Here is a 25,986-nt window from a genome sequence, read left to right as displayed (position 1 = left end):
TCAGTCAGGCGCTGCTACAGTGAGCTTCTCGAATGGAAGCCAGTTCTCGACCACCTCGCCATCGGTTTCCTGCCGCACGCCCACGCGCCAGCGATAGACCCCCGGGCCCAGCGCGCCGATGCGGATGCCTTGTCCGCCAAGGCCGGCCTCGTTCACGAGCAGCGGCGCGTCGCCCCTGGCTTCACCCAACTGGAAGCTGTAGCTGCGCGGCCCTGCGCCCTCGCCGCCCCAGTCGAACCGCATGGTATCGCCATCGACCTGCGCCGATGCATTCACCCCTGCCAGGATACGGCGCATCGCATACGTGCTGGGCAGGCCTTCGAGACCCGATGCCGCAACCGCGCTGACCCGGACAAACAGCCTGCCATTGGGAATGCCGGCAAAGGCAAAGGCTTCGCCGGGGTGCTGCTGTTCGGCGATGATCTTGGCAAAGCCCGCATCTTCGGCAATCTGCACATGGTATCCGCCGGCACCGGGCAGCGGCCTCAATACGAGACGCACTTCGGGATCGGTCTGCAAGCGGCCTGGATTGGCGAGATCGGGTTCAGGCAGAAGCGCTTCTGTCTCCAGTGCGCCGCTTGCTGCGATGACTGCGCCAAGACCGGGCGTGAGGCTTGCCGCCTGCCCCGAGGCCTGCGAACTGGCCGCGACCTTGCCCTCGATCACTTCGGCAAGAGATGTGGTCTCATCGAATCCCACCCGGAAGCGTGTGCCGCGCACTGCCGCGATGGCGCGGGGGGTGCGAATGCGAAAGCGGTTGTTGCGATCATCGCCGAGCGGGCTTGCCAGGGTCTCGACCTTGCCCCTGTCCACGGCGAGATCGTAATCCATGCTGCCGGTAAGAATGATGCGATGCAGGCGCACGATGCGCATGCGGGTCTGCGTGGGCATCGACGTGCGGGAGCCATTGGGCAATTGCAGCGTCACGAAGCCGTCGGGGCCGGTTGCAAGCGTTGCACCGGGCGCAAGGTCGATCCCTGTTCTTGCCTCGACCGGGCGATCCCCCTGGCTCAGCACCACCTTGCCGCGAAGAGCGACGATGCGCGCGGCAAGCGGTTCGCTGCGCAGGAGAGGCACAGGGATGCGGATCACGGTCCCCACCGGGATGCGATGGGGATCCGCGATCCGATTGAGCCGCTGCACACGGCGATAGTCATCCTGCCGCGCGAGCGCCTTGCGGGCGAGGCTGAACAGGTTTTCGCCCTTGGGCATCCGGTATTCGATCACGCCCTCGCCCGAGGCTTCAGCCGGGACGGGTATGCGGCCTCCTGCAGCCAGAGCCGCAGGCGCGGGCGCAACCATCAGCACGAACGACAAGGCGCCCAGCATTGCCGCAGCTTTCATCGGCAGTCCTCCAGACGGTAACCATAGTTGAACACGGTTTGCAGCCTGAAGCCGTTTTCCGACCGCAGGCGCAGCTTGGTCCTGATCCTCGACACGTGCATGTCGAGCGTCCGCGTGGTCAGGTCAGCCAGCGATTTCCACACCGCTTCCATCAGATACCCGCGCGAGAGCGGCTTGTGCTGGTTGCTGAAGAACAGGTAGGCCAGCGCGAATTCCTTGCTGGTCAACGTGATCGGCACCCCATCGAGCGTTACCGCCTCCTCGCTGCGATCGAAGACGTAGGTGCCGAAGCGTTCGTAGCGGTCGGGGCTGGTGCGCGGCGCAGTGCGGCGCATGACCGCACGCACCCGTGCCGCGATCACGATCGCCGATTCGGGTTTGACGATGTAGTCATCAGCGCCCGCATGAAGAGCGGCGGCGACATCGTCCTTGTCCGAACGGCTGGTCAGCATGATCACCTGGGGACAGGGCTGCAGGCGAGCTTGCACCCATTGCAGGATTTCCATGCCGCTCATGTCGGGCATGTTCCAGTCGAGTATGAGCAGATCGAAAGTTTCCCGGGCGAGCGCACTGACGAGATCACGCCCGCGCCGAAAGGAGGCGCAGCGAAAACCTTCAGATTCAAACAGTCGCGACACGAATTCGATCATCGTGTCGTCATCGTCAACGATGCCGATCTTCATGCCGCCCCGGTCGGGCCCCGCGCCCTGCAAGTAAATCCCTGCGTCCTCATACGCGAGCTTCTGCAGAAGTGACAGCAAAGTCGGCGAGTTTACATCTGTTTACAACGACCGCCCGTGATTTGCGCTAACGACAGGAACGGGAGTGCAATCGGGCGCTGGAGTGGGGACCGTGGCCATACCGCATCAAGTGCTGGCCGCTGCGGCGGGCCGAAGACCTGGCCTTGTCAGACTTGTGGCAGCACCGGCTATCAGTGTTCTGCTCTGGGCGCTCATTGCCGCTCTCGTCATCCTCGCCGGCTGACCTCCCGGTCTGCCCGCGGGCCGCATACAAGCCCGAGCTATCGGGTCGCAAGGCAGCCGGGCCGCCTGCTCCTCCAGTAGGTGGTCCGGCCACCATCGGCATCACGCGCCGGTGCATCAGGCCTGACCGATCGATTTGCTCGAACCTTCGAGGAGCCTGTTGCCATGTCCGTCGTCGTTCAACTTTCCACCGCCTCGTCGCATGCGATGCATGATGACGGCACCGGCCTGATCGACTTCGCCCGCGCCTTGCAGCGCCATGCGCACCGCAGCGCCGCCATCCTGCCCGACGTGCGCGTGCTGGGCAGCGACTGGCTGATGCTCCTCGAAATCTACATAGCGCTGCACGAGGGCCGCCGGCTTTCTGTCTCGGGCGTAAGCAGCGCCGCAGGCCTGCCCTCGACGACCGGCCTGCGCCATGTCGAGATGCTGACGCAGACCGGCCTGGTGCGGCGAAGCGCGGACTGGGATGACAAGCGCCGGACCTGGATAATGCTCACCGACAAGGGCGTGCTCGCGGTTGAACGCGTTATCGATGGGCTTGCCAACGCTCTCGGCCTGCGCAAGCACTGATCACGCAAGCCATGCCCAAGCAATCGCGGGGGAACCGGACCACGTCTCGGACGTAGTTGCTCTCTAGGGGCGAAAAGCCTTTCGGAGCATTCCATGGATACGACCTACCGCATCGTCGATCACGGGCACTATGTGGCCCTTCACGCCGTCGAACTCGATGGCTCCGGCAAGGTGGTACACTGTTCGAGCAAACCGATCGACTTTGCTTTCGACGCCGACAACGGTGCTGACAAGCTGCGGAGCGAATTGCAGGAAGCCCTGCGCGCAGCAGCCGAGGCACCGGTGATCGTTCTCGCCGACGCCTGAGCGCAAGAAAACGCGCAACAGCCCTCTGTGGCGCCCCCTGAAAGCAAGCCTTGTCGTAAAGCGGAACGCGAGCCTGTGTGCGGGCGGTCAACGCGCATGCCATCTCTTCGGAACCAATGGGGCCCCGGCTCTTGCTCGACGCCGCGCGCGCCGTTGCTTTGGTGGAAGGAGATGGATGCCCCGCGAGGATTCGAACCTCGATAGACGGAATCAGAATCCGTAGTCTTACCATTAGACGACGGGGCAGCGTGAGGCGCGCAACTAGGGGGCACTGGCGACCAAGTCAAGGGCGTCTTGGGGCATTTTTGGGGCCAGCCTTGCAGACAGGGCATCTGACCGCTAGCATTGCCCTCAAGTACCCGGCTGCATCAGGTGGCGCGGGAAAACATAAGCGAATACGAGTCATGGCGGGTTCCATTCCGCCGGCAAATGGGCAAGGCGCGCATCCCGAAGCCAGAGTGGCCAACGGAAAGACGGTCGGCGGCAAGAAGGGGCAAAGAAAAAAGCCCCGCCGGCCACGCGGCAAAGCGGGGAGCGGTGTCCCGCCCACATCTGCCGGCAATATTAGTCCGCCCGCAATGCGCGGCAGCGGCAACCACGAGGCCATCGCTTCGTCGGCATCGGATGCGTCCGTGCCCACTGCTGCAACACCGATCGCGGAACGCGCCGGTGGATGGCAAAAGCCGCTGCCCCATCATCGCCAGGCCTATGCCGCGATCGATCTGGGCACCAACAACTGCCGTCTCCTGATCGCGCGCCCCTCGGGCGAGCATTTCGTCGTGATCGATGCCTTCAGCCGCGTCGTCCGCCTGGGCGAAGGGCTGGCGCAAAGCGGACGGCTGTCCGACGAGGCCATGGACCGCGCGCTGGCGGCTCTGCACGTCTGCGCCGACAAGCTGCGCAAGCGCAACGTCCACCTCGCCCGCTCGGTTGCGACCGAAGCCTGCCGCCGTGCCAGCAACGGCCAGGCCTTCATCGATCGCGTGCGCGACGAAACGGGAATTCATCTCAACATCATCACGGCGCAGGAAGAAGCGCGGCTCGCCGTGCTGGGCTGCCATATCCTTCTTGAACAGGGCAACGGCCCGGCGATGATCTTCGACATCGGCGGCGGATCGACCGAGATGGTGCTGGTCGAGACCGGCGAGACAGTGCCGCGCATCCTCGATTGGCAATCGGTGCCGTGGGGCGTGGTATCGCTGACCGAGAGCATCGGCGCGATCGCCGATCACCCGGAAGCCCGCGCCACGGCCTATGCCGAGATGCGTCGCCGCGTGGACGAGGGTTTTGCCGACTTCACGGCGCGGGTCTCCCCCATCCGCCGCGTCGCGCAGAAGGAACGTGCGATCCGGCTGCTTGGTACGAGCGGCACGGTCACCACGCTCGCATCGCTACACCTCGAGTTGCCACAGTACGATCGCCGCGCGGTGGACGGGCTGGTCGTGCCGGCCGAATCGATGCGCGATATCTCGCGCCGCCTGTCGACCATGACCCCGGCAGAGCGCATTGCCCTGCCTTGCATCGGACGCGAACGCTCCGACCTCGTCGTGGCGGGGTGCGCCATTCTCGAATCGATTCTCGACATCTGGCCGGCCGACCGGCTGGGCATTGCCGATCGCGGCATCCGCGAAGGCATCCTGCGCAGCCTGATGGCAACCGGGGCGGTTTCTCGCAATTCCGGCAGGACACAAGCACAATGAGCCGCTCTGGCAAGAATCCCAACGAACGCCTCAAAAGCGCCAAGGGCCGCTCGGCCTCCTCGGTCCGCTGGCTCTCGCGCCAGCTGAACGACCCTTATGTGAAGCAGGCCAAGGCCGAAGGCTGGCGCAGCCGCGCCGCGTTCAAGCTGATCGACCTCGACGAGAAGTTCGGCCTGCTCAAGGGCTCGAAGCGCGTGGTCGACCTCGGCATAGCGCCCGGTGGCTGGAGCCAGGTCGTGCGCAAGAAATCGCCGGCGGCAGCCATCGTAGGCATCGATCTGCTGCCGACCGATCCGATCGAGGGCGTGACCATCTTCGAGATGGACTTCATGGACGACGCTGCACCGCAGGCGCTGACCGAAGCGCTCGACGGTCCGCCCGATCTGGTCATTTCCGACATGGCCGCCAACACCGTGGGCCACAAGCAGACCGATCACTTGCGCACGATGGGTCTTGTCGAAACCGCCGTCGATTTTGCCATCCAGACGCTGGCACCAGGCGGTGCGTTCGTTGCCAAGGTCTTTGCCGGCGGCACCGATGGTGAACTGCTGACGATCCTCAAGAAGAACTTCACGACTGTGAAGCACGCCAAGCCGCCATCGAGCCGCAAGGACTCTTCGGAGTGGTACGTGATTGCGCAAGGGTTCAAGGGCCGAGCCGAGGCGCCCGCATTAACTGACGACTGATGGGCTGTCGCATTGCGGGACTAAGGACAAACACCTAGCTGGCGCGCCGCCCCAGTCTGGTTATCAGGACGTTAACAGCCGCTTTTCGAAAGCCACCCGATGACCCCCGCCCGCAACCTGCTGCTTCCCTTTGCCATCCTCTGCTTCTCCGGCGGAGCCATGGCCGAGGAAATCGCGGCAAGAGGATGGTCTGCAGACTGGAAGGTCATCGGTGTGGCCGAGGATCGCACCGAGGTGCTGGTACGCCCCGAATCGGTGCGGGAGTTGCCGCCAAGCGCGTATCGCAATTTCACTGTACGCCAGGTCTGGGCAGGCTTCGATTTTGCCCCTGCCGCCGGCCTTGCCACCGGGCGCAAGGTCATCCTGTTCCGCTACGACTGCGCAGGCCGTCGCGTGCTGATCGCTGCCGCCACCGATTACGCCACGTCAGGGCAGATCGTATCGCGCAACGCGGTCGAGACGGACACGGGTGAACAGTATGCGCCGGTCGAGTCCGACACTCTCAACGCAGCTATCATGGCCGAGGCCTGCAGCCTCTGAGGCTCAACGCACGGCGTTCCAGTTGAACAGGAAATTGCGGCGTTCGGCCCAGGTCTGGCCTTCGATGTGGTCGTCCACAAGACACGCGGCTGTGTGATAGGGTCCGGCGCCATCGGTGGTGCGGAAGCTGACGCAAGTGCGCCCACGATCGGTCTTCCAGCGTCCGGCCAGAATCTCGCTCTCGTAGAAGCTGCCTTTTACCGTGCCATTGGCCTGCAACTGCAGGACCATGGGCTTCACGTAAGGTTCGTCCGGCTTGGCCGAAAGATCGACGGTCCAGTTGCCCTGGATCGCAGCCGGAGGTTCCGCCGCGTGCGCTGGGGTCATCAACAGAACGAGCGGCAGGGCAGCGATCAGGCGCATCGGCGTCTCCCAAAGCACGAAGGTGCACTTCCGGGCCGCAATCGGCAACCGGCACCAAAGACACGAAAAAGGCGCCCGGATCGCTCCGGACGCCCTTTCGAATTGCGCTGAAAGCGAAGCTTACTTCTTCGACTTCAGGTAGGCGATGACGTCGGCGCGCTGCTGCGGGTCCGAGATGCCGGCGAAGGTCATCTTGGTGCCCTGGGCGAACTTGGCAGGGCTGGTCAGCCACGAATCGAGCGTCGCGTCGTCCCAGTTGCCGCCGTGCGCCTTGAGCGCGTCGGAGAAGGCATAACCGCCACGGTCACCGGCAACAGCTTCGCCATGTACGCCGTAAAGGTTCGGGCCGATTCCGTTGGCGCCGCCCTGATCGATGGTGTGGCAAGCCTTGCACTTGGCGAAGACAGCCTCGCCCTTGGCGGCATCGCCGACCAGCGCCACCGCAGCACCGGCTGCAGGCGCGGCACCGGCAGCCGGGACGGCTTCAGGTGCGGGCAACGGCAGGTTCGAGCCGAGCGAGTTGAGATAGAGAATGACGTTGGCGCGGTCTTCGCCCTTGGGCAGGCCGGCGAACGACATCTTGGTGCCCGCAGCGAACGCCTTCGGGTTCTTCAGCCACTGATCAAGCGTGGCGAAATCCCAAGTGCCGCCGTGACCGGCAAGATCGGCGGAATAGGCAAAGCCAGCCGCGTGCTTGCCAACCGGCTTGCCGACGATGCCGTAGAGGTTCGGGCCGATACCGTTGGCACCGCCCTGATCGGCGTTATGGCAGGCCTTGCACTTGGCGAAGACCGCTTCGCCCTTGGCGACATCGCCAGCAGCAAGAAGATTGGCCAGCGGCAGTTCAGCGGCAGCGCCACCGGCGCCTTCTTCGACCACGCCTTCGATCGCATAGCCCATCTTTTCCGGGCGATGTTCCTTGTCGGCCATGAAGTAGTGCGCCGACAGGCTGGAAAGGCCCAGAGCCACGATGCCCCCGAACAAGGTCCATCCGGCGATGGTATTGAAACGATCGTCCATTTACGAGCCCCATTGGCGCAACGTCAGCACCTTGCCGACACCCGCGCGAGTTCGGGGTCCCTCTAGTCAGCGGCATGGCGCAGCGCAAGATGGTTTGAGGTCCTAAATTCGATGTCACTTGCCCGCAGGGTTCCAGCAGCCTAACGCGCGAGGCATCATGCAGAGCTATCCCGCGCCCGCCCTCGTCCTCGTCGAGCAGATGACCGCCGCCGCCGCTGCAGACCCCGCGCGCGCGGTTTCGTTCCAGGGCGCCCCCGGTGCAAACTCGCATCGCGCCGCGCTGGAGGCCATGCCCGATTGCCTGCCCCTGCCCTGCTTCTCGTTCGAAGATGCGCTCGATGCCGTGAAGGATGGACGCGCCGCTTGCGCCATCATTCCGATCGAGAATTCGCAGCACGGCCGCGTTGCCGACATTCACTTCCTGTTGCCAGAAAGCGGGCTTTCGATTGTCGGGGAGCATTTCCTCGAGATTCACGCGAGCCTGATGGCGCTGGGCGATGGCCCCTTCACCGCCGCCTACAGCCATCCGCAGGCGCTTGGCCAATCGCGCTTCTACCTGCGTGATCGTGGCATCGTGCCGATGAGCTATGCCGACACCGCCGGCGCTGCCGCCTTCGTCGCCGAGCTTGGCGATCCCGCCGTCGCCGCGCTGGCCCCGCGCATTGCCGCCGAACTCTATGGCCTCAAGGTCATCGAGGACAATGTCGAGGACGCGCACGACAACACCACCCGATTCGTCATCCTGTCAAAGACCGCGCGCGACGCATCGACCATCGCAGGACCGGCGATCACGACCTTCGTGTTCGAGGTGCGAAACATCCCCGCCGCGCTCTACAAGGCTTTGGGCGGCTTTGCCACGAACGGCGTCAACATGACCAAGCTGGAAAGCTACCAGCGTGGCGCAAGTTTCGCAGCGACCGAATTCTTCGCCGACATCGTGGGCAAGCCCGGCGACCGCGCGGTGGACCTCGCGTTCGAGGAACTTGGCTTCTTCGCCAAGGACCTGCGCATGCTGGGCACTTACCCGATGGAACGGATTCGCGGGCAATAAGGCCCCTTGCCCGCAGCAGTGTCGCGTGCAACCTTGGCTGGCGTGACGGCACCTGCGGCGGCAACTCCAGTACAAGGCGATCCCGCAGCGGCAGAGGCGGCATGGCGTTCCATGCGCGCATCGGCCGACATACAGTTCGCACCCGTGCCTCCAGATCCGCCTGCGGTTTCCCCCGAATGGCTCAAGGCTCTGGGCCGGTTTCTCGAATGGCTGCTGTCGCCGCTCGCCCGCCTGCTGGGATCGAGCTGGTCGACCATCGAGATCGTCCTGCTGATCGGTGCTGGCCTTGCCGGGGCCTGGCTGGCCTGGACCTTGCTCTGGCCGCTGTGGCAGGCGCGCAAGGCGAGTGCCGCGGCTGCGGCTGAAGGCTGGGTGCCCGAACGCGAGCCGGCACTTGCGCTTCTCGAGGACGCTGATCGTCTTGCCGCACAGGGCCTCTTTGCCGATGCCGTGCACCTGCTGCTTCGACGCAGCGTTGGCCAGATCGCGCAGGCGCGGCCCGACTGGCTCACCCCTTCCAGCACCGCGCGCGAGATCGGCGCCTTGCGCGACCTGCCCGAAGCGGCGCGCTCTGCCTTTGCCACGATTGCCGGGCTGGTCGAACGCGCTCGCTACGCCCTGCGCCCACTGGGCGGCGAAGACTGGCAAAAGGCACGCGACGCCTATGCCAGCTTCGCGATCGAGCCCCTTGGGGCGCAGGCTTGAGCGCCCAGCCCTCTCCCTTTCCGCGCAGCACCGTGATCGGCATGCTGCTGGTCGGCTTGCTCGCCTTCGTCGCCTTGCTGTGGTTCCTTGGCCACGATACCGGCGGTAGCGGCAACGACGGCGGTGCCCACGTCGGCGGCAAGGGGCTGACCGGTTACGCGGGCCTTGCGCAGATGCTCGAAGCCGAAGGGTTTGACGTGCAGCGCCAGCGCAACCGGTTGCAGCTCGAATCCGTCCCCGGACTGCTGGTGCTGACCCCGCCGGCCGAGGCCGATGGCAAGGCGATCGCCAAGCTGGTCGACGCCCGCCGCCTGATCGGACCGACGCTGGTGGTTGCGCCCAAATGGATGGCGGTGGGCCTCAATTCGCAGAAGGCCAAGCGCGGATGGGTGCAGGTCTTCGCCACCAGTGCGCCGAACTGGCCGGGCTTTGCCGACAACGTTTCCGTCGCGATCGGCGGGAAGGACAGCGCGCCCGCGCAGGGCTGGCGCACAGCCAGCGGCAGCGGCAGCGGCAAGCTGCCCGATGACCGGCAGGTCGAAAGCGGCTCTGGCAAGGGCCTGATGCCGCTGGTACGGAGCGGTGACGGTCGCATTCTTGCAGCGTGGATGGACGATGATGGCTACTATCCGGAACTCAACCGCCTGGCCGGGATCGATCCGGGTCACGGCGGCGACAACGCGGATATCTACCCGGTAGTTCTCGTCTTCGAACCGGACCTGCTCGACAACTGGGGCCTTGCCGACAGGGCCACCGCGCTGCTTGCTCGCAACATTGTGCTGGCCACGGCAGACGACAGGGCGCAACCGATCACGTTCGACATGACCTTCAACGGCTTTGGTGCGCAGCGAAACCTGTTGACGCTGGCCTTCGAACCACCGTTCCTTGCAGCGACAGTGGCCCTGTTCCTTGCCGCGATCGCGCTTGCCTGGCGAGCCTTCAACCGCTTCGGCCCGGCCATCGCACATATGCCGGAATACGCCCGCGGCAAGACCGCGCTGGTGGCCAATGCCGCCGGGCTTATCCGCCGCGCCGGCCGCGTGCACCTTGCCGCTGCGCCCTATGCCGACGCCTCGCGCGAACGCATCGCGCTGGCACTGGGCCTGCCCAAGGGGCTCGACCCCGGCCGCGTCGAACAGCTGATCGATGCCGCGCAGGAGCGCCGTGGCCTGGCCGGCCCCCGTTTTTCCGAAGCCGCGCGGAGCTTGCGCGCGAGCCGCAAACCCCATGACCTCACCCGCCGGGCACAGGCCCTGCAGGCGATCGAAAGGCAACTGACGTGACCGATACCCAACCCGAAATGTCCCTGGCAGATGTTGGCACGCTCGCCGCCGCGATCCGCGCCGAAGTGGCCAAGGCCGTGGTCGGGCAGGACGAGATTCTCGATCACCTGCTGGTTGCGCTGTTCGCAGGCGGACATGTCCTGCTTGAAGGCCCTCCGGGCACCGCCAAGACTTTCCTTGCGCAGACGTTCGCGACCACGCTCGGCCTCGATTTCGGACGCATCCAGTTCACGCCGGACCTGATGCCGGGCGACATCCTCGGCTCGAACCTGTTCAACTTCCAGACCAGCGCCTTCACGCTTACCCGCGGGCCGATCTTCCACGAACTGCTGCTGGCCGACGAGATCAACCGCACTCCGCCCAAGACGCAGGCCGCGCTGCTCGAAGCCATGCAGGAGCGCCGCGTCACGCTCGACGGCGAGGTCCACGCGCTGTCCGACCGCTTCATGGTCGTTGCCACGCAGAACCCGATCGAGAGCCAGGGCGTCTATCCCCTGCCTGAAGCCCAGCTTGACCGCTTCCTGTTCAAACTGCTCGTCGCCTACCCCTCGGCCGAGGAAGAAGCGAGGATCGTGGCTCGCTATGGCGAAGGACGCGGCGCGCCCAAGCCGGCTGACCTTGGCGTGAGAGCCGTGACCCACCCCGCACAGCTTGCCGCCGCGCAAGCCTCGCTGGCTCAGGTCACGCTGGCCGATACGATCGTTGACTATATCGTGCGGCTGGTGCGGGCCACGCGCGAGAGCGGCGATCTGGTTGTCGGCGCCAGCCCCCGCGCCGCCGTGCTGCTGGCCGGTGCCGCCCGCGCCCGCGCGGCGCTCGATGGCCGTGAATACGTGATCCCCGATGACGTGAAGGCGCTTGCCACCTCGGTCCTGCGTCATCGCCTGATGCTCAGCCCTGTAGCCGAGATTGAAGGCAAGCAGGTCGAGGCGATCGTTGCTGCCATGGTCGAGGGCACGGAAGCGCCGCGTTGATCCGAACGGCCGCCCTCTACCCTACGGCGCGAGCCGTGATCATGCTGGCAGCGCTTGCGCCGCTGGCGCTGCTGCTGGCCGCTGCCGTGCCTGCGGCGTGGATCGTCGCCCCGGCGCTGGGTGCGGCACTGCTTCTCCTCATCGCGCTCGACGGGCTGTTCGCAGGCAGGCTCGAGGACTTGCGCGTACTCGCCCCCGGCGATGCCAAAGTGGGCGAGACCGCAACACTGACGGTCCTTGCCGACATTGCCCGACCAGCCGCCTCTGCCCGGCCGCAAGCCGCGCTGGAGTGCGATCCGCGTCTGGCGGAAGGGGGGCGCATCACCCTGCCCCTCATGCCGAACGATGGCGCATGGAGCGGCACCGCGCCGCTCTTTCCGACCCGGCGCGGGACCGGGCGAATCGGCATGGCCTGGCTTCGCTGGAATGGCCCGCTCGGCCTCGCCCACCGGCAGGCACGCCACACGCTGGAGATTGACGTACGCGTCTGGCCCAACATCGCCCCGGTGCGCAGCCCGGCATTGCAGATCTTCCTGCGCGATGCCCAGTTTGGCCTGATCGCCCGGCGCATCCGCGGCGAAGGCGCCGAATTCGAAGCGCTCGCCGATTACGAACCCGGCATGGACCGCCGTCGCATCGACTGGAAAAGTTCGGCCCGTCATGCCCGCCTCTTTGCCAAGGAATATGAAGTCGAGCGCAACAACCAGATCGTCTTCGCCTTCGACTGCGGGCAGGCAATGTGCGAGCCGATCGAGGGGCTTCCCCGCATTGACCGCGCCGTTACCGCCGCGCTGACCACCGCCTACGTTGCTCTCAAGGCGCAGGACCGGGTCGCCCTGTTCGGCTTTGCCGCCCGTCCCGAAGTGGCCACACCCTTCGTGACCGATGCGCGCGAATTTGCCCGGCTGCAACGCGCAGCGGCGGGGCTCGATTATCACCCCGGCGAACCCAACTTCACGCTCGCCCTGTCAACGCTGGCCGCCCGCCTGCAGCGCCGTTCGCTGATCGTGCTGTTTTCCGATTTCACCGATCCCACCAGCGCCCAGCTCATGGTCGAGAGCGTCGGGCGGCTGGTGGACAAGCACCTCGTGCTGTTCGTCGTGATGGCCGACGCCGAACTCGCCGGCATCGCCACGGCGCCTGTCACCGACATGCAGTCGGTCGCTGCGGCCGTCACCGCCACGGGCCTCGCCCGCCAGCGCGCGCTGGTGCTGCAGCGGCTGCGCCACATGGGTGTGCGCGTGCTGGAAGCACCGCATGACCAGATCGGCACGCGGCTGCTCGATTCCTATCTTGCGATCAAGCGTGAAGGGCGGATCGGATGAACGCGGCCAGCTCTTCCATCGCCGGCCGCATCGCTGGCTGGTTCGACAAGCCTTCCGAAAAGGCCATCGCCGCCGAGGAAGCCGCGCTGCGCTCGGACCGCTTCCGGCTTGAACGCGAGGGCGACTGGAAACGACTGGAGAGTATTCTGCGCCGGATCGAATCCGGTCGCCTGCGCCGTCTCTCCGATGACGACCTGCTGGCCCTGCCGGTGCTCTATCGCACCGCCGCATCAAGCCTTGCGATCGCTCGCGAGACCTCGCTCGATGCCGCGCTGGTCGGCTACCTTGAGACTTTGACGCAGCGCGCCTGGTTTCAGGTCTACGGCCCGCGCGCCTCGCTGTGGTCGTGGCTCCGCGGCTTCCTCGGCGGCGGGTGGAGTGCCAGCGTGCGGGCGCTTGGCATGGACCTGCTGCTGGCCCTTGCCCTGATGATCGCAGGCACTGCGGTGGGCTGGCTGCTCGTTGCCCATGATCCTGAATGGTATCACGCCCTCGTGCCCGGCGGTTTCGCCGATGTGCGCGCGCCTGGCGCGAGCCGCGAGGTGCTCCGTGGCACCCTGTTCGGCAATCAGGACCAGAACGGCATGAGCGTCTTTGCCGCGCAGTTGTTCAGCAACAACGCGCAAGTCTCGATCATGTGCTTCGCGCTGGGCTTTGCCTTCGGCCTGCCGACAATGCTGCTGCTGGTGCACAACACCGCGTTGCTGGGCGCGATGCTCTGGCTCTATCACGGGCAGGGCCTGCTGGTTGACTTCATCGGCTGGCTTTCCATCCACGGAACGACCGAACTGTTCGCCATTCTGCTCGCAGGCGCGGCGGGCATCCATGTCGGCCGGTCGATGGCCTTTCCCGGCAACATGCCAATCCTCGAAGCGGCATCGGCTGCCGGTCGCCGCGCGGCACAGGTCATGACTGGGGTGGTGCTGATGCTGGTAGTCGCGGCGCTGCTTGAAGGGTTCGGCCGCCAGCTTGTCGATTCAACGCCCTCGCGCCTGGCCGTGGGCGGCTCGATGCTGGTGCTGTGGTGCGCCTATTTCTTCGCGTTCCGGCGCGATGGCCGGATGGCCGGGCGCTGATGGCTCGCTGGCGCAACCCTTTCCGTCGCAAGGTGCAGGCACAGCCCGCGCCGCGTGGCCTGCCAGACGAGCGCAGCCGCCGCATCGTCATCACGCCCGAAGGTGTCCCGCTGCCGTTTACGCTGGCTTCGCGTGGTTCACGTGCCGCCGCCCTGTTTCTGGATCTGGTGATGATTATTGGCGCAATCGTCGGCGCCACGGTGATTCTCGTCAAGCTGGCCGGAATCGTCGGCATCAATCTGGAAAGCAGCGCCTCGCCTGCCGGACACGCGGTGCAGGCACTGTCGGTGCTTTGGATCATCGTGCTGTTCCTGTTCCGCAACGCCTGGTTCCTGTTCTTCGAACTGGGACCGCGCGGGGCAACTCCGGGCAAGCGCATCACCGGCATCCGCGTCGCCGCGCGGGCGCGCGGGACCGAAGGCGGACGGCTGACGACCGAGGCGGTGATCGCGCGCAACCTCGTGCGCGATGTCGAACTGTTCCTGCCGCTGCTGTTCATTCTCGTCGCCAGCGTCGAGGGCGGCGATGTGGCCATGGCGAGCTGGGCGGGTCTTGTCTGGTTCCTGATCTTTGCGCTGTTCCCCTTCTTCAACCGCGATCGCCTGCGCTGCGGCGATCTCATCGCCGGCACCTGGGTGGTCGAAGCGCCCAGGCGCAAGCTTGAACAGGCACTTTCCGTCAGCGATGGCGCGCGTGGCCGGTCGGCCGAAACCGGGGCGAATTACCGCTTCAGCGATGCCGATCTTGCCGTCTACGGGGAATACGAACTGCAGGTGCTGGAACGCGTACTCCGCGAAGGCCGGGCCGACGCGCTGCGCGATGTGGCGCAGACGATCTGCGGCAAGATCGGCTGGAGCGCGGGCGCGGGCGATGAGCTCGCCTTCCTCGAAGCATATTACGCCCAGCTTCGTGCGCGGCTGGAAACAGGCATGCGCTTCGGAAGGCGCAAGGCCGACAAGCACAGCGGGGGATGATATAGCCACCCCCCGCCGCAACCTCGGCGACTGGCTCGATCAGTTGCGCCACTTCCACGCGCGCAGCAACATCGTGCCCATCAATGTGCGGTACTTGGCCCGCTCGCTCGATGCAGCCTGCATCTGCGCGGCAGTGGACTTCATGAAATCGGTGTAGGCCTTTTCGCGCATCTCTTCCTGCGCTGGGTCGGCGAACTTGGCGAAGCGGGTTACCAGGAAGAAGTCAGGCTCCCCCGGGCGCTTGTTTTCGTTGGTCTGGATCTCGTATCCGGTAATCCAGCCCTGTTTTACGGCGAAGTCCTGCCCCTTGCGCCACATGCCGGCAAGGTGATTGGCATATTCCAGATCGTGCCCGTCCTCGACGGAGATCATGCTGACGGTAATATAATCGCCGGGAATAACGGGATATTCCTGTGCCTGAACCGGCATGGCAGCGCAGAGCAGCGGCAGCAGAAAAAGCTTTTTCATGTCATCGTCCCCCAAGTAGCGCGAAGGCCTTTACTGGTCTCGCTTCAAGTTCTTGCGACGGGCGACTCTGTTATGACTCGGCTCAAGCAGGCGCAGACGTGCGCTTCATCTCGGTTACTGTCAACATACGGGCTGCAGCTAGGCATTGCCTTTTGTCATCGGACTGCGCGATAAGTGCTGCTCGGAGGAGGCGACCCTATGGAGATAGTTGAGGACGATCTGTCCCGTGAAGAAGTCAGGTCATTGATTGCACTGCACCTTTCAGGAATGCATGCCAATTCTCCGGCCTGCAAGGTTCACGCCCTGCCGCTTGAGAAGCTGCGCGAACCTGGCGTCACTTTTTTCACGGCATGGGTTGATGGCAAGCTCGGCGGCATGGGCGCCATCCGCGAACTCGATGCAAGGCATGGCGAACTCAAATCCATGCGCGCCGCGCCCGAATGGCTGGGCAAGGGTGTCGGCGAAGCGATCCTGCTGCATCTTCTGGCAGTCGCTGCGGCGCGCGGATACGAACGCGTCAGCCTCGAAACCGGTCAGGGCCCCGCCTTCGCGCCCGCGCTCGGCCTCTATCGCAAGCACGGCTTCGTCAACTGCGAGGCTTTTGCCGACTACGTGCTCGACGATTTCAGCCAGTGCCTGACAAGGCCTATTGCGGTACGACCCATCGCACGGAATTGATGTAGTAACCCGGCACTGGTCTCCCGGCGGCATTTACCGCCGGAGCGAATTTGGCTCGTTGCGTCATCAGATTGCATGTAACTTGCGAGAGCTTTTCATTCTGCGTGGCTTCCTGAATCTTGCAGGCCGTCACGCGCCCTACTTCATTTACCATCAGCCGGAAATTGACGATGGCGTTGGTGCTGGTGCGCAGATCGCTCGATGGAAAGTCCGACGAGTTGACCCAAGTGCCGGGACTTGTTTGCGGCACTGGCAGAATGGCGGGCGCAAGAGCGGGATCGTCAACCTTGATACCCCACGATTGCACAAGATCCCTGTTGCAAGCTTGCAGTGCCGCATAGGGTTGCGTCATGCTGCCCGTCATCAACCGCACGGTCCTGCCGCGCGGGACCGAAATCTGCAGCCACATTGCCGATCCTTCAGGCAGTGGCGTCCCGGGTTCGACGCGGGTGATTTTCTTTTCTTCCGCACTCTGCGGTGCGGGCTTTGCAGAAATCCCGACAGTATCGGTGATCAAGGCAGGCGTAGGATCGTTGGATCCCGATGTTTGAACCAGCGCCGCTAATGGATATGCCGTTTGTTCCTCTCCTGCAGGACCAAACTGATAGAGAAACTTCGACTTGCGTTCGTCCTCCTCTTTCGCGCCAAGATAGCGGCGCTTGGGATTTTCGCTGTCCTCGATCATGATCGGCCCCTTCAATTCAAAGGGCTGTCCGATCGTGGTCAACCGAAACCCGGCAGTCATCCCATAGGATTGAAGTTGCAGCAAAACTTGATCGGAACCTGTTCCGAAGACTCTCGCAAGCTGGCAGACATCGGTGCCGTAATTTATGTTCCATTGACCGGATGGCGCCAACGACAAGGTATCGGGTGTTCTTGCCGTCACTAAAGGGACAGAAAATCCTGACGAAACAATCGCCAAAATGCAGTAAAGGTGCCAACTTGCTTTCATGGCAATACGGTTGCCGAAGGCCATCGCAAAATCAAGCGCGATCGTGTGAGCATTCAGCTCATGATGGAGTGCTTCTCCTGAGAGGCACTCCATCATGATATTCTTTTTTGCGATTGTACGGCTCTTGCCCTCTTACAGCTTCCCGGTGAGTTCTGGGACCAAGGTGAAGAGGTCACCGACGAGGCCGATGTCGGCGACCTGGAAGATCGGGGCGTCTTCGTCCTTGTTGATGGCGATGATGGTCTTGGAGTCCTTCATGCCGGCAAGGTGCTGGATCGCGCCCGAGATGCCCACGGCGATGTAGACTTCCGGTGCCACGATCTTGCCGGTCTGGCCGACCTGGTAGTCATTGGGCACGTAGCCTGCGTCAACCGCGGCACGGCTGGCGCCGATGCCGGCGTTCAGCTTGTCAGCCAGCGGGGTGATGACCTGCTCGAACGTGGCCGCATCCTTGAGGGCGCGGCCGCCCGAGACGATGATCTTGGCCGAGGTGAGTTCCGGGCGCTCGGACTTGGCGATCTCGGCGCTTACGAAAGTGCTGAGGCCGCTGTCGCCGCTGGCGCTGACGGCTTCGACGCTCGCCGATCCGCCGGTCGCGGCAGCCTTGGCAAAGGCGGTGCCGCGCACGGTGATGACCAGCTTGGCGTCGCAGCTTTCGACCGTGGCGATGGCGTTGCCGGCGTAGATCGGACGGGTGAAGGTCTTGGGGCCTTCGACCGAGAGGATGTCCGAGACCTGCATGACATCGAGCAGTGCGGCAACGCGCGGGGCGACGTTCTTGCCCGTGGTCGTGGCAGGGGCGACGAAGGCGTCATAGTCCGCCATCAGGCCAGCGACGAGCGGCGCGACATTTTCAGCCAGCGCATTGGCAAGCGATGCGTCGTCGGCCTTCAGGACCTTGGCGACGCCGGCGATCTGCGCGGCGGCAGTTGCGGCGCCGTCGCAGTCCGATCCGGCGACCAGTGCGGTCACTTCGCCAAGCTGGCCGGCAGCGGTGACGGCGGCGAGCGTGGCGTCCTTGACGGAAGCGTTGTCGTGTTCGACGAGAACGAGAACCTTGGACATCAGGCTACTCCCATTTCCTTGAGCTTGGCGACCAGCGTGTCGACATCGGGCACCTTGATGCCGGCCGAGCGCACCGGCGGTTCACTGACCTTGAGCGTCTTGAGGCGCGCGGCAACGTCGACGCCGTAGTCAGCCGGCGTCTTGTTGGCCAAGGGCTTGGACTTGGCCTTCATGATGTTGGGCAGCGAGGCATAGCGCGGCTCGTTGAGGCGCAGGTCGGTGGTGACCACCGCCGGCAGCGCCAGGCGCACCGTCTGCAGGCCGCCGTCGATCTCGCGCTTCACGACGACCGCATCGCCCTCGACCGAAACCTCGTTGGCGAACGTCCCCTGGGGACGGCCGAGCAGCGCGGCGACCATCTGGCCGACCTGGTTGCTGTCATCGTCGATCGCCTGCTTGCCGGTGATGATCAGCGCCGGCTGCTCTTCATCGGCAATCCCCTTGATGATCTTGGCCACGGCCAGCGGCTCGACCTCGGTGCCGTCCTCGACCTGCACCAGCACCGCCCGGTCCGCGCCCATCGCCAGCGCCGTGCGCAGCGTTTCCTGGCTCTTGGCCACACCCACCGACACCGCCACGATCTCGGTCACCACGCCCTTCTCCTTCAGGCGAATGGCCTCCTCGACCGCGATCTCGTCAAACGGGTTCATGCTCATCTTCACGTTCGCAAGATCAACACCCGAACCATCCGCCTTCACACGAGGCTTCACGTTGTAGTCAATCACGCGCTTCACGCAGACCAGGGCTTTCATGGGCCTTAGCGTCCTTTCCTTGATTCCTCGCCAGACGGTCTAATTCGCGCTTACGTAAACGTCAACTCTGCCTGTCCGTCCGGACAGGCAGTCCGTCCCGCGCTGCATAAACGAAAAGGGCGCCGGTTGCCCGACGCCCTTTCGTGATGCCTATTGGCGCAGTTCGTCAGGCGACGTTGCGGACCTCGGCAACGATCTTCTTGGCAGCATCGCCCAGATCGTTGGCGGGGACGATCGGCAGGCCCGAGTTGGCCAGGATGTCCTTGCCCTGCTGCACGTTGGTGCCTTCCAAACGCACGACGAGGGGAACCGAAAGGTTCACTTCCTTGGCCGCGGCAACGATGCCCTCGGCGATGATGTCGCACTTCATGATGCCGCCGAAGATGTTGACGAGAATGCCCTTCACCGCCGGATCGCGCAGGATGATCTTGAATGCCGCGGTGACCTTCTCGGTCGTCGCGCCGCCGCCCACGTCAAGGAAGTTGGCGGGGAATTCACCGTTCAGCTTGATGATGTCCATCGTCGCCATGGCAAGGCCAGCACCGTTGACCATGCAGCCGATGTTGCCGTCGAGCTTGATGTAGGCGAGGTCGTACTTCGACGCCTCGATCTCGGCCGGGTCTTCCTCGGTCTCGTCGCGCAGCGTAACGACATCGGGGTGGCGGTAGAGCGAGTTCGAATCGAAGCTCATCTTGGTGTCGAGCACCAGGAGATTACCGTCCTTGGTTTCGACCAGCGGGTTGATCTCCAGCATGTCGCAATCCAGCGCGGTGAACGCGTTGTAGAGCTGCTCGGCGATCTTGCCGGCCTGCTTGTTGAGATCGCCCGTCAGCTTGAGCGCATAGCCGACAGCGCGGCCGTGGTGCGGCATGAAGCCTTCTGCGGGATCGATGGTGATCGTGGCGATCTTTTCCGGGGTCGAGTGAGCGACTTCTTCGATGTCCATGCCGCCTTCGGTCGAGACGATCATGGCGACGCGGCTGGTGGCGCGATCGACGACCATCGACAGGTAGTATTCCTTGGCGATGTCGACACCATCGGTCACGTAAAGGCGGTTCACCTGCTTGCCGGCTTCACCGGTCTGCACGGTAACCAGCGTGTTGCCGAGCATTTCCTTGGCGAAAGCTTCGACTTCCTCGATGCTCTTGGCGAGGCGCACGCCGCCCTTGGCATCGGGGCCGAGTTCCTTGAACTTGCCCTTCCCGCGGCCACCGGCGTGGATCTGTGCCTTCACGACATAGAGCGGCCCGGGCAGTTGCTTGGCAGCGGCGACAGCTTCTTCCACGGTGAGCGCGGCAATGCCGGCCGGAATGCCGACGCCAAACTTCGCGAGCAGTTCCTTGGCCTGATATTCATGGACGTTCATGCGTGATCCCCGACTTGAATGGCCGCCCGGAAGGCACCGGTTGACCGACAGGCGCGCCACAAGGGCGCAAAGGTATGCGCCGCCGTTGGCGCTTTGAGTCGGAATGCCTTAAGCACAGCCGGGTAGGCTTGAAAAGGGGCGTAAATGCGAGGTCTCAAGCAATCTTTGATAACAACTCGCAATTGCACTCTATGACGATACTTCTTACCTTCAGGGCTGCATAATGATCGACCACGACCGCCTCGACCAGATTGTACGCGCTGCAGGAGACATGGCGCTCGGGCTATGGCCCGGCCACGGCCACGCCCCCCAGGTGTGGGAGAAGACGCCGGGCAGCCCGGTGTGCGATGCCGACCTTGCCGTCGACTCGTTCCTCAAGCGCGAACTTGGCGCCCTGCTGCCCTCGGCTGGCTGGCTGTCCGAGGAGACGGTCGATCATCCAGAACGGCTCGAGCGCGGCCTTTGCTGGCTGGTCGACCCGGTCGACGGCACGCGCGATTTCGTGCGCGGCAGACCGGGCTGGGCCGTATCGGTGGCGCTGGTAAGCGAAGGGCGCCCACTGATCGGGCTACTCAGCGCCCCTGCCCGCAATGAATACTGGTCTGCCATCGCCGGGAAAGGCGCAACCCGGAACGGCATCGCGCTCACAGCCAGCACCCGCACGCAACTTGCCGGATCACGGGTTCCGGCAGACAGCCTGCCGAAGGCTGACGCGGACCTCGTGACCGTGGACAAGCCCAATTCCATTGCCCTGCGTATCGCCATGGTCGGCGCCAACGAAGCCGACCTGCTCGCAACGCTTCGCTGGGGGTACGAATGGGATATCGCTGCCGCCACCCTGATCGCCCGCGAAGCTGGGGCGTCGGTCTCGGACGCCTTTGGCAAGCCGCTCGATTACAACAAGCGCGATCCGCGCGCGTTCGGCCTGCTGGTCACCGCGCCAGCCATCCACGCAGCAGCCGTTGAAAGGCTGGCGGATCGCGCGGTGAAGCTCGCCTAGTCGAAATCCTCGGTATCGATGGTCGGGAGCATGGCTCCTGCATAGCGGTGCCCGGCCACGGTCTGCTGGTTGATCAGGCCATCGACCTCGGCCGCGACGGACGCGGGAATCTGCCAGTCCCAGCGTGCGATGTTTTCCTCGAGATGCGCGATCTTGCCGGTACCGGGAATGGCAACGACATGCTCCCCGCGTGAAAGCACCCAGGCGAGCGAGAGTTGGGCAGGCGTCACTCCTTCGCGCGCTGCAATGGCGTTGAAGGCATCTACCAGCGCGAGGTTCTTCTGCCAGTTCTGATCCGAGAAGCGCGGCATGGCCTTGCGGATATCGCCATCGGGCAGCGCTTGCGGATCGCGCAACCCATCTGCCAGCGCCCCGCGCGCGACCGGCGAGAACGCGACAAACGTCGTCCCGAGCTCATGGCATGCATCGAGCACGGCGATTTCCGCCTGGCGGGTCCAGGGCGAGTATTCGGTCTGCATCGCGGCGATGGGGTGGACTGCAGCGGCCTTGCGCAAGGTTTCGGCCGACATTTCAGACAGGCCGATGCCGCCGATCTTCCCTTCCTTCACGAGGTCGGCCATCGCACCCACCGAATCCTCGATCGGCACGGTGAAGTCGCGCCGGTGCATGTAATAAAGGTCGATGTGATCGGTCTGCAGCAACCGTAGCGATACTTCGAGTTCGCTGCGAATGGTATCGGGATGGCAATCGATCCCGCGCTTGTCGCCACTGGCGAAGATGCCCATTTTAGAAGCCAGGAAGACCTTGTCGCGTCGGCCCTTCAAAGCGGTGCCGACCTGCGTCTCATTGTGGCCCAGGCCATAAAGCCGCGCCGTGTCGAAGTGATCATAACCGATGTCGACCGCGTGCTGCAGCAGACGGATGCCGTCTTCCTCGCTTGGGCGACCCGAATAAGCCCAGCTCAACGACATGCAGCCAAGGCCGATCGGGTTGGTTTCGCATCCGTTGATCTTGCGGCGCTGAATCGACATGGGAAAAAGTCTCCTTTGCCAAGCGCCGATGCCAGCCGCGGCCCGCGCAGGTCAACGGCCAATCGTATGTGCCACATAGCAAAACGGCGCCGCCCCCAAGAGGCGACGCCGCTTTGACTGTTGCGTGAAATTACTGGCCGCGACGGGCTGCGTTCACGTCGTCCTGGCTGATCGGCACGATCTTGATCTCGACGCGACGGTTGGCCTGACGGCCCTGCTCGGTGTCGTTCGAGGCGATCGGCTGCGATTCACCGTAACCCTGGCTGCGGATACGGGCGTAGCCGACGCCGCGCGAGGTCAGATAATCTGCCACGGCACGCGCGCGCCGCTCGGACAGCGCCTGGTTGTAGGCGTCCGAACCGGTCGAATCGGTGTGACCGTAAACGTCGATCAGCGAGTTCGGGTACTGCACCAGCGACTGCGCGACGCGGTCGAGAGTAGCGGCGAAGGCGGGCTTCACGGTCGAGCTGTCGGTGTCGAACGTCACGCCGTTGGGCAGGTTGACGAGGATCGCGTTGCCGCCATCGGTCTCGGTAACGTCAATGCCGGTGCCTGCGGTCTGCTCGCGCAGTTCCTTGATCTGCTTGTCCTTCTGGTAGCCGATGACGCCGCCAGCGACGCCGCCGATGCCGGCGCCAACGATACGTCCGGTCTTGCCGCCGATCAGGCCGCCCAGGAGGGCGCCACCAAGCGCGCCGCCAAGGCCACCGATGGCAGTACGCGAAACCTTCTGCTCACCAGTGTTCGGATCGGTGACGCAGGCCGAAAGGCTGACGAGCGAAACTGCACACAGGCTCGACATGAGAACACGACGGATTTTCATAACCTATCCCCTTTGACCGGCTGGTCGACGCAATTCGTAGCGCCGCTTCGCCGCTTTGACAGGGTGGAATACGCCCACTTCGACTGAACGGTTCCCGAACGGGAACTTTGCCAGTGCTATTCGCCTTTCCCGGGAAATCTGTTAGGGGCCTGCGCGTGACACCTTTTCCTTGGTCTGACGTCTTCGTGATCCTGGGCCTCGTTGTGCTCAACGGCTTGTTTTCCATGTCGGAACTGGCGATTGTTTCGGCACGCCCGGCGCGCCTGAAGGTTGCCGCCGAAGAGGGAAGCAAGGGCGCCAGGGTGGCGCTCGCCCTCGCTGCCGACCCCGGAAAATTTTTATCGACCGTGCAGATCGGCATTACCCTGGTGGGAATCATTGCCGGTGCCTACTCGGGCTCGAGCCTGGGCGGTCCGACGGCTGAGCGGTTGGAAGCGTGGGGCGTTCCGGCGCAATATGCCGACGATGCCGGGTTCGTGCTGGTCATCGCCATCACCACCTATCTCAGCCTCGTTGTCGGCGAACTTGTGCCCAAGCAGCTGGCCCTGCGGGCCGCAGAACCGATTGCCAAGCTGGCAGCGCCGGCGATGGCGCTCATGTCCAGGATCACCGCCCCGTTCGTCTGGCTGCTCGATACCTCGTCCAGCACGATCATCCGCCTGCTTGGCCTCAAGCAGAGCAACGAACAGGAAGTGACGGCCGAAGAGCTCCACATGATCTTCGCCGAGGCGACCCGTTCAGGCGTGATCGAGGAAGACGAGCGGGCGATCATGACCGGGATCATGCGCCTGGCCGAACGCCCCGTGCGCGAAGTGATGACGCCGCGCACCGAACTGCACTGGATCGAACGCAAGGCAACCGAAGCCGAACTGCGCGCCGCGATCGACGAGAGCCCTCATTCGCTGCTGCTCGTGGCCGACGGCTCGGTCGACAAGATCGTTGGCGTGGTCAAGGTGCGTGACGTGTTCGCAACGCTGCTGCGCGGGCGCAAGGTCCAGCTTGCCCGGCTGATGAAGAAGCCGGCAATCGTGCCTGATCAGCTCGACACGATGGACGCGCTGGGGATGATCCAGCAGGCCGAAGTGGCGATCGCGCTGGTGCACGATGAATACGGCCACCTTGAAGGCATCGTCACCCCGGCTGACCTCCTCTCCGCCATTGCCGGCAACTTCGTCGGCCATGCCGATGCCGGCGATGAACCGATGGTTGTAGAGCGCGAGGACGGCTCGCTGCTGATCTCCGGCGCGCTCCCCGCCGACGCATTGGCGGATCGTCTGGGCATAGAGATGCCCGATGACCGCGAGTTTGCCACCACCGCTGGGTACTGCCTGTCCGTGCTCAAGAAGCTGCCGACCGAGGGCGAACACTTCGACGACCAGGGCTGGCGCTTCGAGGTGGTCGACATGGACGGTCGCAAGATCGACAAGCTGCTGGTGAGCCGGACCAAGGCCATGCCCACGGTCGCTCCCGAGGGCGACGGCTGAGGCCACGAAAAAGGGGCGCCCGATCGGACGCCCCTTTCCTTTTCCCGTATCTGCTTGACGGTCAGCGCGGCAGTTCGCTGACGCCCATCAGCGCTTCGTCGACGGCGCGCGCGCACTGGCGGCCCTCGCGGATCGCCCAGACGACAAGGCTCTGGCCACGGCGCATGTCGCCGCAGGCAAAGACATTGCCGACGCTGGTCTTGTAGTCGGCAACGTTGCCCTTGACGTTGCCGCGCGGATCGAGCTCGACGCCGGCCTGTTCCAGCAAGCCCTGCTTGCGCGGGCCGACGAAGCCCATGGCGAGCAGGATCAGGTCGGCCTTGAGCACGAATTCGCTGCCCGGCACTTCCTGCATCTTGCCATCGACCCATTCGACGCGGACGCATTCGAGACCGGAAACGTCGTTTTCGCCGACGACGCGCTTGGTCAGCACGGCGAACTCGCGCTCGCAGCCCTCTTCGTGGCTCGACGAAGTGCGCAGCTTGAGCGGCCAGTTTGGCCAGCTCAGGGCCTTGTCCTCCTTCTCGGGCGGCTTGGGCATGATCTCGAGCTGGGTGACCGAAGCGGCACCCTGACGGTTCGAGGTGCCGACGCAGTCAGAGCCGGTGTCACCGCCGCCGATCACGACGATGTGCTTGCCGGTAGCGGTCAGCGAGCCACGCGGCGCGGCACGCAGTTCATCGTCGCCCGCATTGCGCTTGTTCTGCTGGGTCAGGAATTCCATCGCCATGCGCACGCCGGGTAGTTCGGCGCCGGGAATGTTCAGGCCGCGCGGGTCTTCCGCCCCGCCTGCCAGCACCACGGCATCGAAATTTTCCTGCAGCGAAGCAAACGAGACGGTCACGCCCACCTCCACGCTCGTGCGGAACTGGACGCCTTCGGCCTCCATCTGCATTGCGCGACGGTTGATGTGGGTCTTTTCCATCTTGAAGTCGGGGATGCCGTAGCGCAGCAGCCCGCCAACGCGGTCGTTCTTCTCGAACACCGTCACCGAATGGCCTGCACGGGCAAGCTGCTGGGCAGCCGCCATGCCTGCCGGACCGGAGCCGACGATGGCGACCGACTTGCCGGTCTTCTTCGCGGGCACCTGCGGCTCGATCCAGCCTTCCTTCCATCCGCGATCGACGATGGCGCATTCGATCGACTTGATGGTGACCGGCTGGTCCACGATGTTCAGCGTGCACGCCGCCTCGCACGGGGCGGGGCAGATGCGGCCGGTGAACTCGGGGAAGTTGTTGGTCGAATGGAGATTGGTCAGCGCCTCGCGCCAGTCGTTCTCATAGACCAGGTGGTTCCAGTCGGGGATCTGGTTGTTCACCGGACAGCCGTTGTGGCAGTACGGAACGCCGCAGTTCATGCACCGCGCTGCCTGCCCCTTGAGGCCGGCATCGTCGTGCGGGATCACGAACTCGCGATAGTGCTTCAGGCGTTCGGCAGGCGCATCGTACTTGCGGTCCTGACGATCGATTTCGAGAAAGCCGGTTGCCTTACCCATTGTATTTC

Annotated in this window: 26 protein-coding genes, 1 tRNA gene and 2 pseudogenes; 15 read left to right on the top strand and 14 right to left on the bottom strand. The window is 64.4% G+C overall.

All coding sequences use genetic code 11. The annotated features are described in order from the left end of the window. Together B9A23_RS13175 and B9A23_RS13170 are read right to left on the bottom strand one after the other, a co-directional pair. Positions 1-1,344: a FecR family protein gene (locus B9A23_RS13175; protein ID WP_084279505.1), complete on the bottom strand. Its 1,344-nt coding sequence runs from the start codon at positions 1,342-1,344 to the stop codon at positions 1-3. Further along, positions 1,341-2,027, bottom strand: coding sequence for a response regulator transcription factor (locus B9A23_RS13170; protein ID WP_084279504.1), 687 nt, complete (start codon positions 2,025-2,027; stop codon positions 1,341-1,343). The genes B9A23_RS13175 and B9A23_RS13170 overlap by 4 nt, the downstream gene beginning before the upstream one ends. 465 nt (positions 2,028-2,492) lie before the next feature. Here B9A23_RS13170 and B9A23_RS13165 point away from each other — a divergent pair, with 465 nt between their 5' ends. Together B9A23_RS13165 and B9A23_RS13160 are read left to right on the top strand one after the other, a co-directional pair. Next, entirely contained in the window at positions 2,493-2,900 is a 408-nt protein-coding gene (locus B9A23_RS13165; protein ID WP_084279503.1) for a winged helix DNA-binding protein, read from the top strand. 93 nt (positions 2,901-2,993) lie between these two features. Beyond that, on the top strand, positions 2,994-3,206 hold the full coding sequence (locus B9A23_RS13160; RefSeq protein WP_084279502.1) for a hypothetical protein: 213 nt from the start codon (positions 2,994-2,996) through the stop codon (positions 3,204-3,206). Positions 3,207-3,378: 172 nt separating this feature from the next. On the opposite strand, the gene B9A23_RS13155 is transcribed toward B9A23_RS13160, so the two are convergent. Then, positions 3,379-3,452 (bottom strand) — tRNA-Gln (locus B9A23_RS13155). Between the two features lie 158 nt (positions 3,453-3,610). Here B9A23_RS13155 and B9A23_RS13150 point away from each other — a divergent pair. The 3 genes from B9A23_RS13150 (at position 3,611) to B9A23_RS13140 (ending at position 6,132) form a co-directional block, all read left to right on the top strand. Next, positions 3,611-4,906 carry a Ppx/GppA phosphatase family protein gene (locus tag B9A23_RS13150; RefSeq protein WP_084279501.1) on the top strand — a complete coding sequence of 432 codons (1,296 nt, stop codon included), beginning with the start codon at positions 3,611-3,613 and terminating at the stop codon, positions 4,904-4,906. After that, entirely contained in the window at positions 4,903-5,592 is a 690-nt protein-coding gene (locus tag B9A23_RS13145; protein WP_084279500.1) for an RlmE family RNA methyltransferase, read from the top strand. Before B9A23_RS13150 ends, B9A23_RS13145 begins: the two co-directional genes overlap by 4 nt. Positions 5,593-5,691: 99 nt before the next feature. Beyond that, positions 5,692-6,132 (top strand): surface-adhesin E family protein, encoded by a 441-nt coding sequence (locus tag B9A23_RS13140; protein ID WP_084279499.1) that lies wholly within the window; start codon positions 5,692-5,694, stop codon positions 6,130-6,132. A gap of 3 nt (positions 6,133-6,135) precedes the next feature. Here B9A23_RS13140 and B9A23_RS13135 read toward each other — a convergent pair whose 3' ends face one another. The 3 genes and pseudogenes from B9A23_RS13135 to B9A23_RS23305 form a co-directional block, all read right to left on the bottom strand. Next, on the bottom strand, positions 6,136-6,495 hold the full coding sequence (locus B9A23_RS13135; RefSeq protein WP_139797454.1) for a hypothetical protein: 360 nt from the start codon (positions 6,493-6,495) through the stop codon (positions 6,136-6,138). Positions 6,496-6,615: 120 nt separating this feature from the next. Further along, positions 6,616-6,906, bottom strand: a pseudogene (locus B9A23_RS23310) (cytochrome c family protein); the annotation flags it as partial. Between the two features lie 45 nt (positions 6,907-6,951). Beyond that, positions 6,952-7,515 (bottom strand): annotated as a pseudogene (locus B9A23_RS23305) (cytochrome c family protein); the annotation flags it as partial. 157 nt (positions 7,516-7,672) lie between these two features. Here B9A23_RS23305 and B9A23_RS13125 point away from each other — a divergent pair. The 7 genes from B9A23_RS13125 to B9A23_RS13095 are packed head-to-tail and all read left to right on the top strand — an operon-like array spanning position 7,673 to position 14,903. Continuing rightward, the gene (locus B9A23_RS13125; protein WP_084279497.1) at positions 7,673-8,566 is read left to right on the top strand and encodes a prephenate dehydratase; all 894 of its coding nucleotides are present in this window, start codon (positions 7,673-7,675) and stop codon (positions 8,564-8,566) included. Between the two features lie 42 nt (positions 8,567-8,608). Beyond that, positions 8,609-9,271: a DUF4129 domain-containing protein gene (locus tag B9A23_RS13120; RefSeq protein ID WP_254895103.1), complete on the top strand. Its 663-nt coding sequence runs from the start codon at positions 8,609-8,611 to the stop codon at positions 9,269-9,271. Continuing rightward, positions 9,268-10,554, top strand: a complete 1,287-nt coding sequence (locus B9A23_RS13115; RefSeq protein ID WP_084279496.1) for a hypothetical protein — start codon at positions 9,268-9,270, stop codon at positions 10,552-10,554. The genes B9A23_RS13120 and B9A23_RS13115 overlap by 4 nt, the downstream gene beginning before the upstream one ends. Before the next feature lie 17 nt (positions 10,555-10,571). Next, entirely contained in the window at positions 10,572-11,528 is a 957-nt protein-coding gene (locus tag B9A23_RS13110; RefSeq protein ID WP_084279586.1) for an AAA family ATPase, read from the top strand. A gap of 41 nt (positions 11,529-11,569) precedes the next feature. Further along, complete coding sequence (locus B9A23_RS13105; RefSeq protein WP_084279585.1) at positions 11,570-12,853, top strand: DUF58 domain-containing protein; 1,284 nt, start codon at positions 11,570-11,572, stop codon at positions 12,851-12,853. Beyond that, positions 12,850-13,929, top strand: a complete 1,080-nt coding sequence (locus tag B9A23_RS13100; RefSeq protein WP_084279495.1) for a stage II sporulation protein M — start codon at positions 12,850-12,852, stop codon at positions 13,927-13,929. Before B9A23_RS13105 ends, B9A23_RS13100 begins: the two co-directional genes overlap by 4 nt. After that, positions 13,929-14,903, top strand: a complete 975-nt coding sequence (locus tag B9A23_RS13095; protein ID WP_084279494.1) for an RDD family protein — start codon at positions 13,929-13,931, stop codon at positions 14,901-14,903. Before B9A23_RS13100 ends, B9A23_RS13095 begins: the two co-directional genes overlap by 1 nt. 39 nt (positions 14,904-14,942) lie before the next feature. Here B9A23_RS13095 and B9A23_RS13090 read toward each other — a convergent pair whose 3' ends face one another. After that, positions 14,943-15,371 (bottom strand): hypothetical protein, encoded by a 429-nt coding sequence (locus tag B9A23_RS13090; protein WP_084279493.1) that lies wholly within the window; start codon positions 15,369-15,371, stop codon positions 14,943-14,945. A gap of 198 nt (positions 15,372-15,569) precedes the next feature. Here B9A23_RS13090 and B9A23_RS13085 point away from each other — a divergent pair, with 198 nt between their 5' ends. Then, the gene (locus B9A23_RS13085) at positions 15,570-16,049 is read left to right on the top strand and encodes a GNAT family N-acetyltransferase (protein ID WP_084279492.1); all 480 of its coding nucleotides are present in this window, start codon (positions 15,570-15,572) and stop codon (positions 16,047-16,049) included. On the opposite strand, the gene B9A23_RS13080 is transcribed toward B9A23_RS13085, so the two are convergent. The 4 genes from B9A23_RS13080 to sucC all read right to left on the bottom strand — a co-directional run bounded on the left by B9A23_RS13080 (position 16,018) and on the right by sucC (position 20,184). Then, positions 16,018-17,097, bottom strand: a complete 1,080-nt coding sequence (locus B9A23_RS13080; RefSeq protein WP_139797453.1) for an energy transducer TonB — start codon at positions 17,095-17,097, stop codon at positions 16,018-16,020. The two genes, B9A23_RS13085 and B9A23_RS13080, sit on opposite strands and share 32 nt — an antisense overlap. A 36-nt stretch (positions 17,098-17,133) precedes the next feature. Then, positions 17,134-18,066 (bottom strand): electron transfer flavoprotein subunit alpha/FixB family protein, encoded by a 933-nt coding sequence (locus B9A23_RS13075; RefSeq protein ID WP_084279490.1) that lies wholly within the window; start codon positions 18,064-18,066, stop codon positions 17,134-17,136. Next, positions 18,066-18,818 carry an electron transfer flavoprotein subunit beta/FixA family protein gene (locus B9A23_RS13070; RefSeq protein ID WP_084279443.1) on the bottom strand — a complete coding sequence of 251 codons (753 nt, stop codon included), beginning with the start codon at positions 18,816-18,818 and terminating at the stop codon, positions 18,066-18,068. The genes B9A23_RS13075 and B9A23_RS13070 overlap by 1 nt, the downstream gene beginning before the upstream one ends. 166 nt (positions 18,819-18,984) lie before the next feature. Beyond that, positions 18,985-20,184 (bottom strand): ADP-forming succinate--CoA ligase subunit beta, encoded by a 1,200-nt coding sequence (gene sucC, locus B9A23_RS13065; RefSeq protein ID WP_084279489.1) that lies wholly within the window; start codon positions 20,182-20,184, stop codon positions 18,985-18,987. A gap of 223 nt (positions 20,185-20,407) precedes the next feature. On the opposite strand from sucC, the gene B9A23_RS13060 reads away from it, so the two are divergent. Next, the gene (locus tag B9A23_RS13060) at positions 20,408-21,184 is read left to right on the top strand and encodes a 3'(2'),5'-bisphosphate nucleotidase CysQ (RefSeq protein ID WP_084279488.1); all 777 of its coding nucleotides are present in this window, start codon (positions 20,408-20,410) and stop codon (positions 21,182-21,184) included. On the opposite strand, the gene B9A23_RS13055 is transcribed toward B9A23_RS13060, so the two are convergent. After that, positions 21,181-22,176 carry an aldo/keto reductase gene (locus tag B9A23_RS13055; protein WP_084279487.1) on the bottom strand — a complete coding sequence of 332 codons (996 nt, stop codon included), beginning with the start codon at positions 22,174-22,176 and terminating at the stop codon, positions 21,181-21,183. The genes B9A23_RS13060 and B9A23_RS13055 overlap by 4 nt on opposite strands. 130 nt (positions 22,177-22,306) lie before the next feature. Continuing rightward, the gene (locus B9A23_RS13050) at positions 22,307-22,999 is read right to left on the bottom strand and encodes a YiaD family glycine zipper/OmpA-like lipoprotein (protein WP_084279486.1); all 693 of its coding nucleotides are present in this window, start codon (positions 22,997-22,999) and stop codon (positions 22,307-22,309) included. A 155-nt stretch (positions 23,000-23,154) separates the two neighbouring features. Between B9A23_RS13050 and B9A23_RS13045 the strand changes: the two genes are divergently transcribed. Continuing rightward, a complete protein-coding gene (locus B9A23_RS13045) occupies positions 23,155-24,483 on the top strand; it encodes a hemolysin family protein (protein WP_084279485.1) in 1,329 nt (442 codons plus the stop codon). Between the two features lie 61 nt (positions 24,484-24,544). Here B9A23_RS13045 and B9A23_RS13040 read toward each other — a convergent pair whose 3' ends face one another. Then, positions 24,545-25,978, bottom strand: coding sequence for a glutamate synthase subunit beta (locus tag B9A23_RS13040; protein ID WP_084279484.1), 1,434 nt, complete (start codon positions 25,976-25,978; stop codon positions 24,545-24,547). Positions 25,979-25,986 lie beyond the last annotated feature (8 nt).

Origin of the sequence: Novosphingobium sp. B1, assembly GCF_900176395.1 — a bacterium.
Lineage (GTDB): Bacteria > Pseudomonadota > Alphaproteobacteria > Sphingomonadales > Sphingomonadaceae > Novosphingobium.
Note: the sequence above shows the minus strand (reverse complement) of the source record. Positions and strands in the feature narration are given on the sequence as shown.

Bases quoted from the DNA above. Each gene is read 5' to 3' on its own strand.
- B9A23_RS13135 (WP_139797454.1), bottom strand. From the start codon at position 6,495: ATGCGCCTGATCGCTGCCCTGCCGCTCGTTCTGTTGATGACCCCAGCG.
- sucC (WP_084279489.1), bottom strand. From the start codon at position 20,184: ATGAACGTCCATGAATATCAGGCCAAGGAACTGCTCGCGAAGTTTGGC.
- B9A23_RS13060 (WP_084279488.1), top strand. From the start codon at position 20,408: ATGATCGACCACGACCGCCTCGACCAGATTGTACGCGCTGCAGGAGAC.
- B9A23_RS13175 (WP_084279505.1), bottom strand. From the start codon at position 1,344: ATGAAAGCTGCGGCAATGCTGGGCGCCTTGTCGTTCGTGCTGATGGTT.
- B9A23_RS13075 (WP_084279490.1), bottom strand. From the start codon at position 18,066: ATGTCCAAGGTTCTCGTTCTCGTCGAACACGACAACGCTTCCGTCAAG.
- B9A23_RS13055 (WP_084279487.1), bottom strand. From the start codon at position 22,176: ATGTCGATTCAGCGCCGCAAGATCAACGGATGCGAAACCAACCCGATC.
- B9A23_RS13080 (WP_139797453.1), bottom strand. From the start codon at position 17,097: ATGATGGAGTGCCTCTCAGGAGAAGCACTCCATCATGAGCTGAATGCT.
- B9A23_RS13040 (WP_084279484.1), bottom strand. From the start codon at position 25,978: ATGGGTAAGGCAACCGGCTTTCTCGAAATCGATCGTCAGGACCGCAAG.
- B9A23_RS13085 (WP_084279492.1), top strand. From the start codon at position 15,570: ATGGAGATAGTTGAGGACGATCTGTCCCGTGAAGAAGTCAGGTCATTG.
- B9A23_RS13105 (WP_084279585.1), top strand. From the start codon at position 11,570: ATGCTGGCAGCGCTTGCGCCGCTGGCGCTGCTGCTGGCCGCTGCCGTG.
- B9A23_RS13170 (WP_084279504.1), bottom strand. From the start codon at position 2,027: ATGAAGATCGGCATCGTTGACGATGACGACACGATGATCGAATTCGTG.
- B9A23_RS13160 (WP_084279502.1), top strand. From the start codon at position 2,994: ATGGATACGACCTACCGCATCGTCGATCACGGGCACTATGTGGCCCTT.
- B9A23_RS13095 (WP_084279494.1), top strand. From the start codon at position 13,929: ATGGCTCGCTGGCGCAACCCTTTCCGTCGCAAGGTGCAGGCACAGCCC.
- B9A23_RS13150 (WP_084279501.1), top strand. From the start codon at position 3,611: ATGGCGGGTTCCATTCCGCCGGCAAATGGGCAAGGCGCGCATCCCGAA.
- B9A23_RS13070 (WP_084279443.1), bottom strand. From the start codon at position 18,818: ATGAAAGCCCTGGTCTGCGTGAAGCGCGTGATTGACTACAACGTGAAG.
- B9A23_RS13090 (WP_084279493.1), bottom strand. From the start codon at position 15,371: ATGAAAAAGCTTTTTCTGCTGCCGCTGCTCTGCGCTGCCATGCCGGTT.
- B9A23_RS13145 (WP_084279500.1), top strand. From the start codon at position 4,903: ATGAGCCGCTCTGGCAAGAATCCCAACGAACGCCTCAAAAGCGCCAAG.
- B9A23_RS13050 (WP_084279486.1), bottom strand. From the start codon at position 22,999: ATGAAAATCCGTCGTGTTCTCATGTCGAGCCTGTGTGCAGTTTCGCTC.
- B9A23_RS13110 (WP_084279586.1), top strand. From the start codon at position 10,572: ATGTCCCTGGCAGATGTTGGCACGCTCGCCGCCGCGATCCGCGCCGAA.
- B9A23_RS13165 (WP_084279503.1), top strand. From the start codon at position 2,493: ATGTCCGTCGTCGTTCAACTTTCCACCGCCTCGTCGCATGCGATGCAT.
- B9A23_RS13140 (WP_084279499.1), top strand. From the start codon at position 5,692: ATGACCCCCGCCCGCAACCTGCTGCTTCCCTTTGCCATCCTCTGCTTC.
- B9A23_RS13125 (WP_084279497.1), top strand. From the start codon at position 7,673: ATGCAGAGCTATCCCGCGCCCGCCCTCGTCCTCGTCGAGCAGATGACC.
- B9A23_RS13100 (WP_084279495.1), top strand. From the start codon at position 12,850: ATGAACGCGGCCAGCTCTTCCATCGCCGGCCGCATCGCTGGCTGGTTC.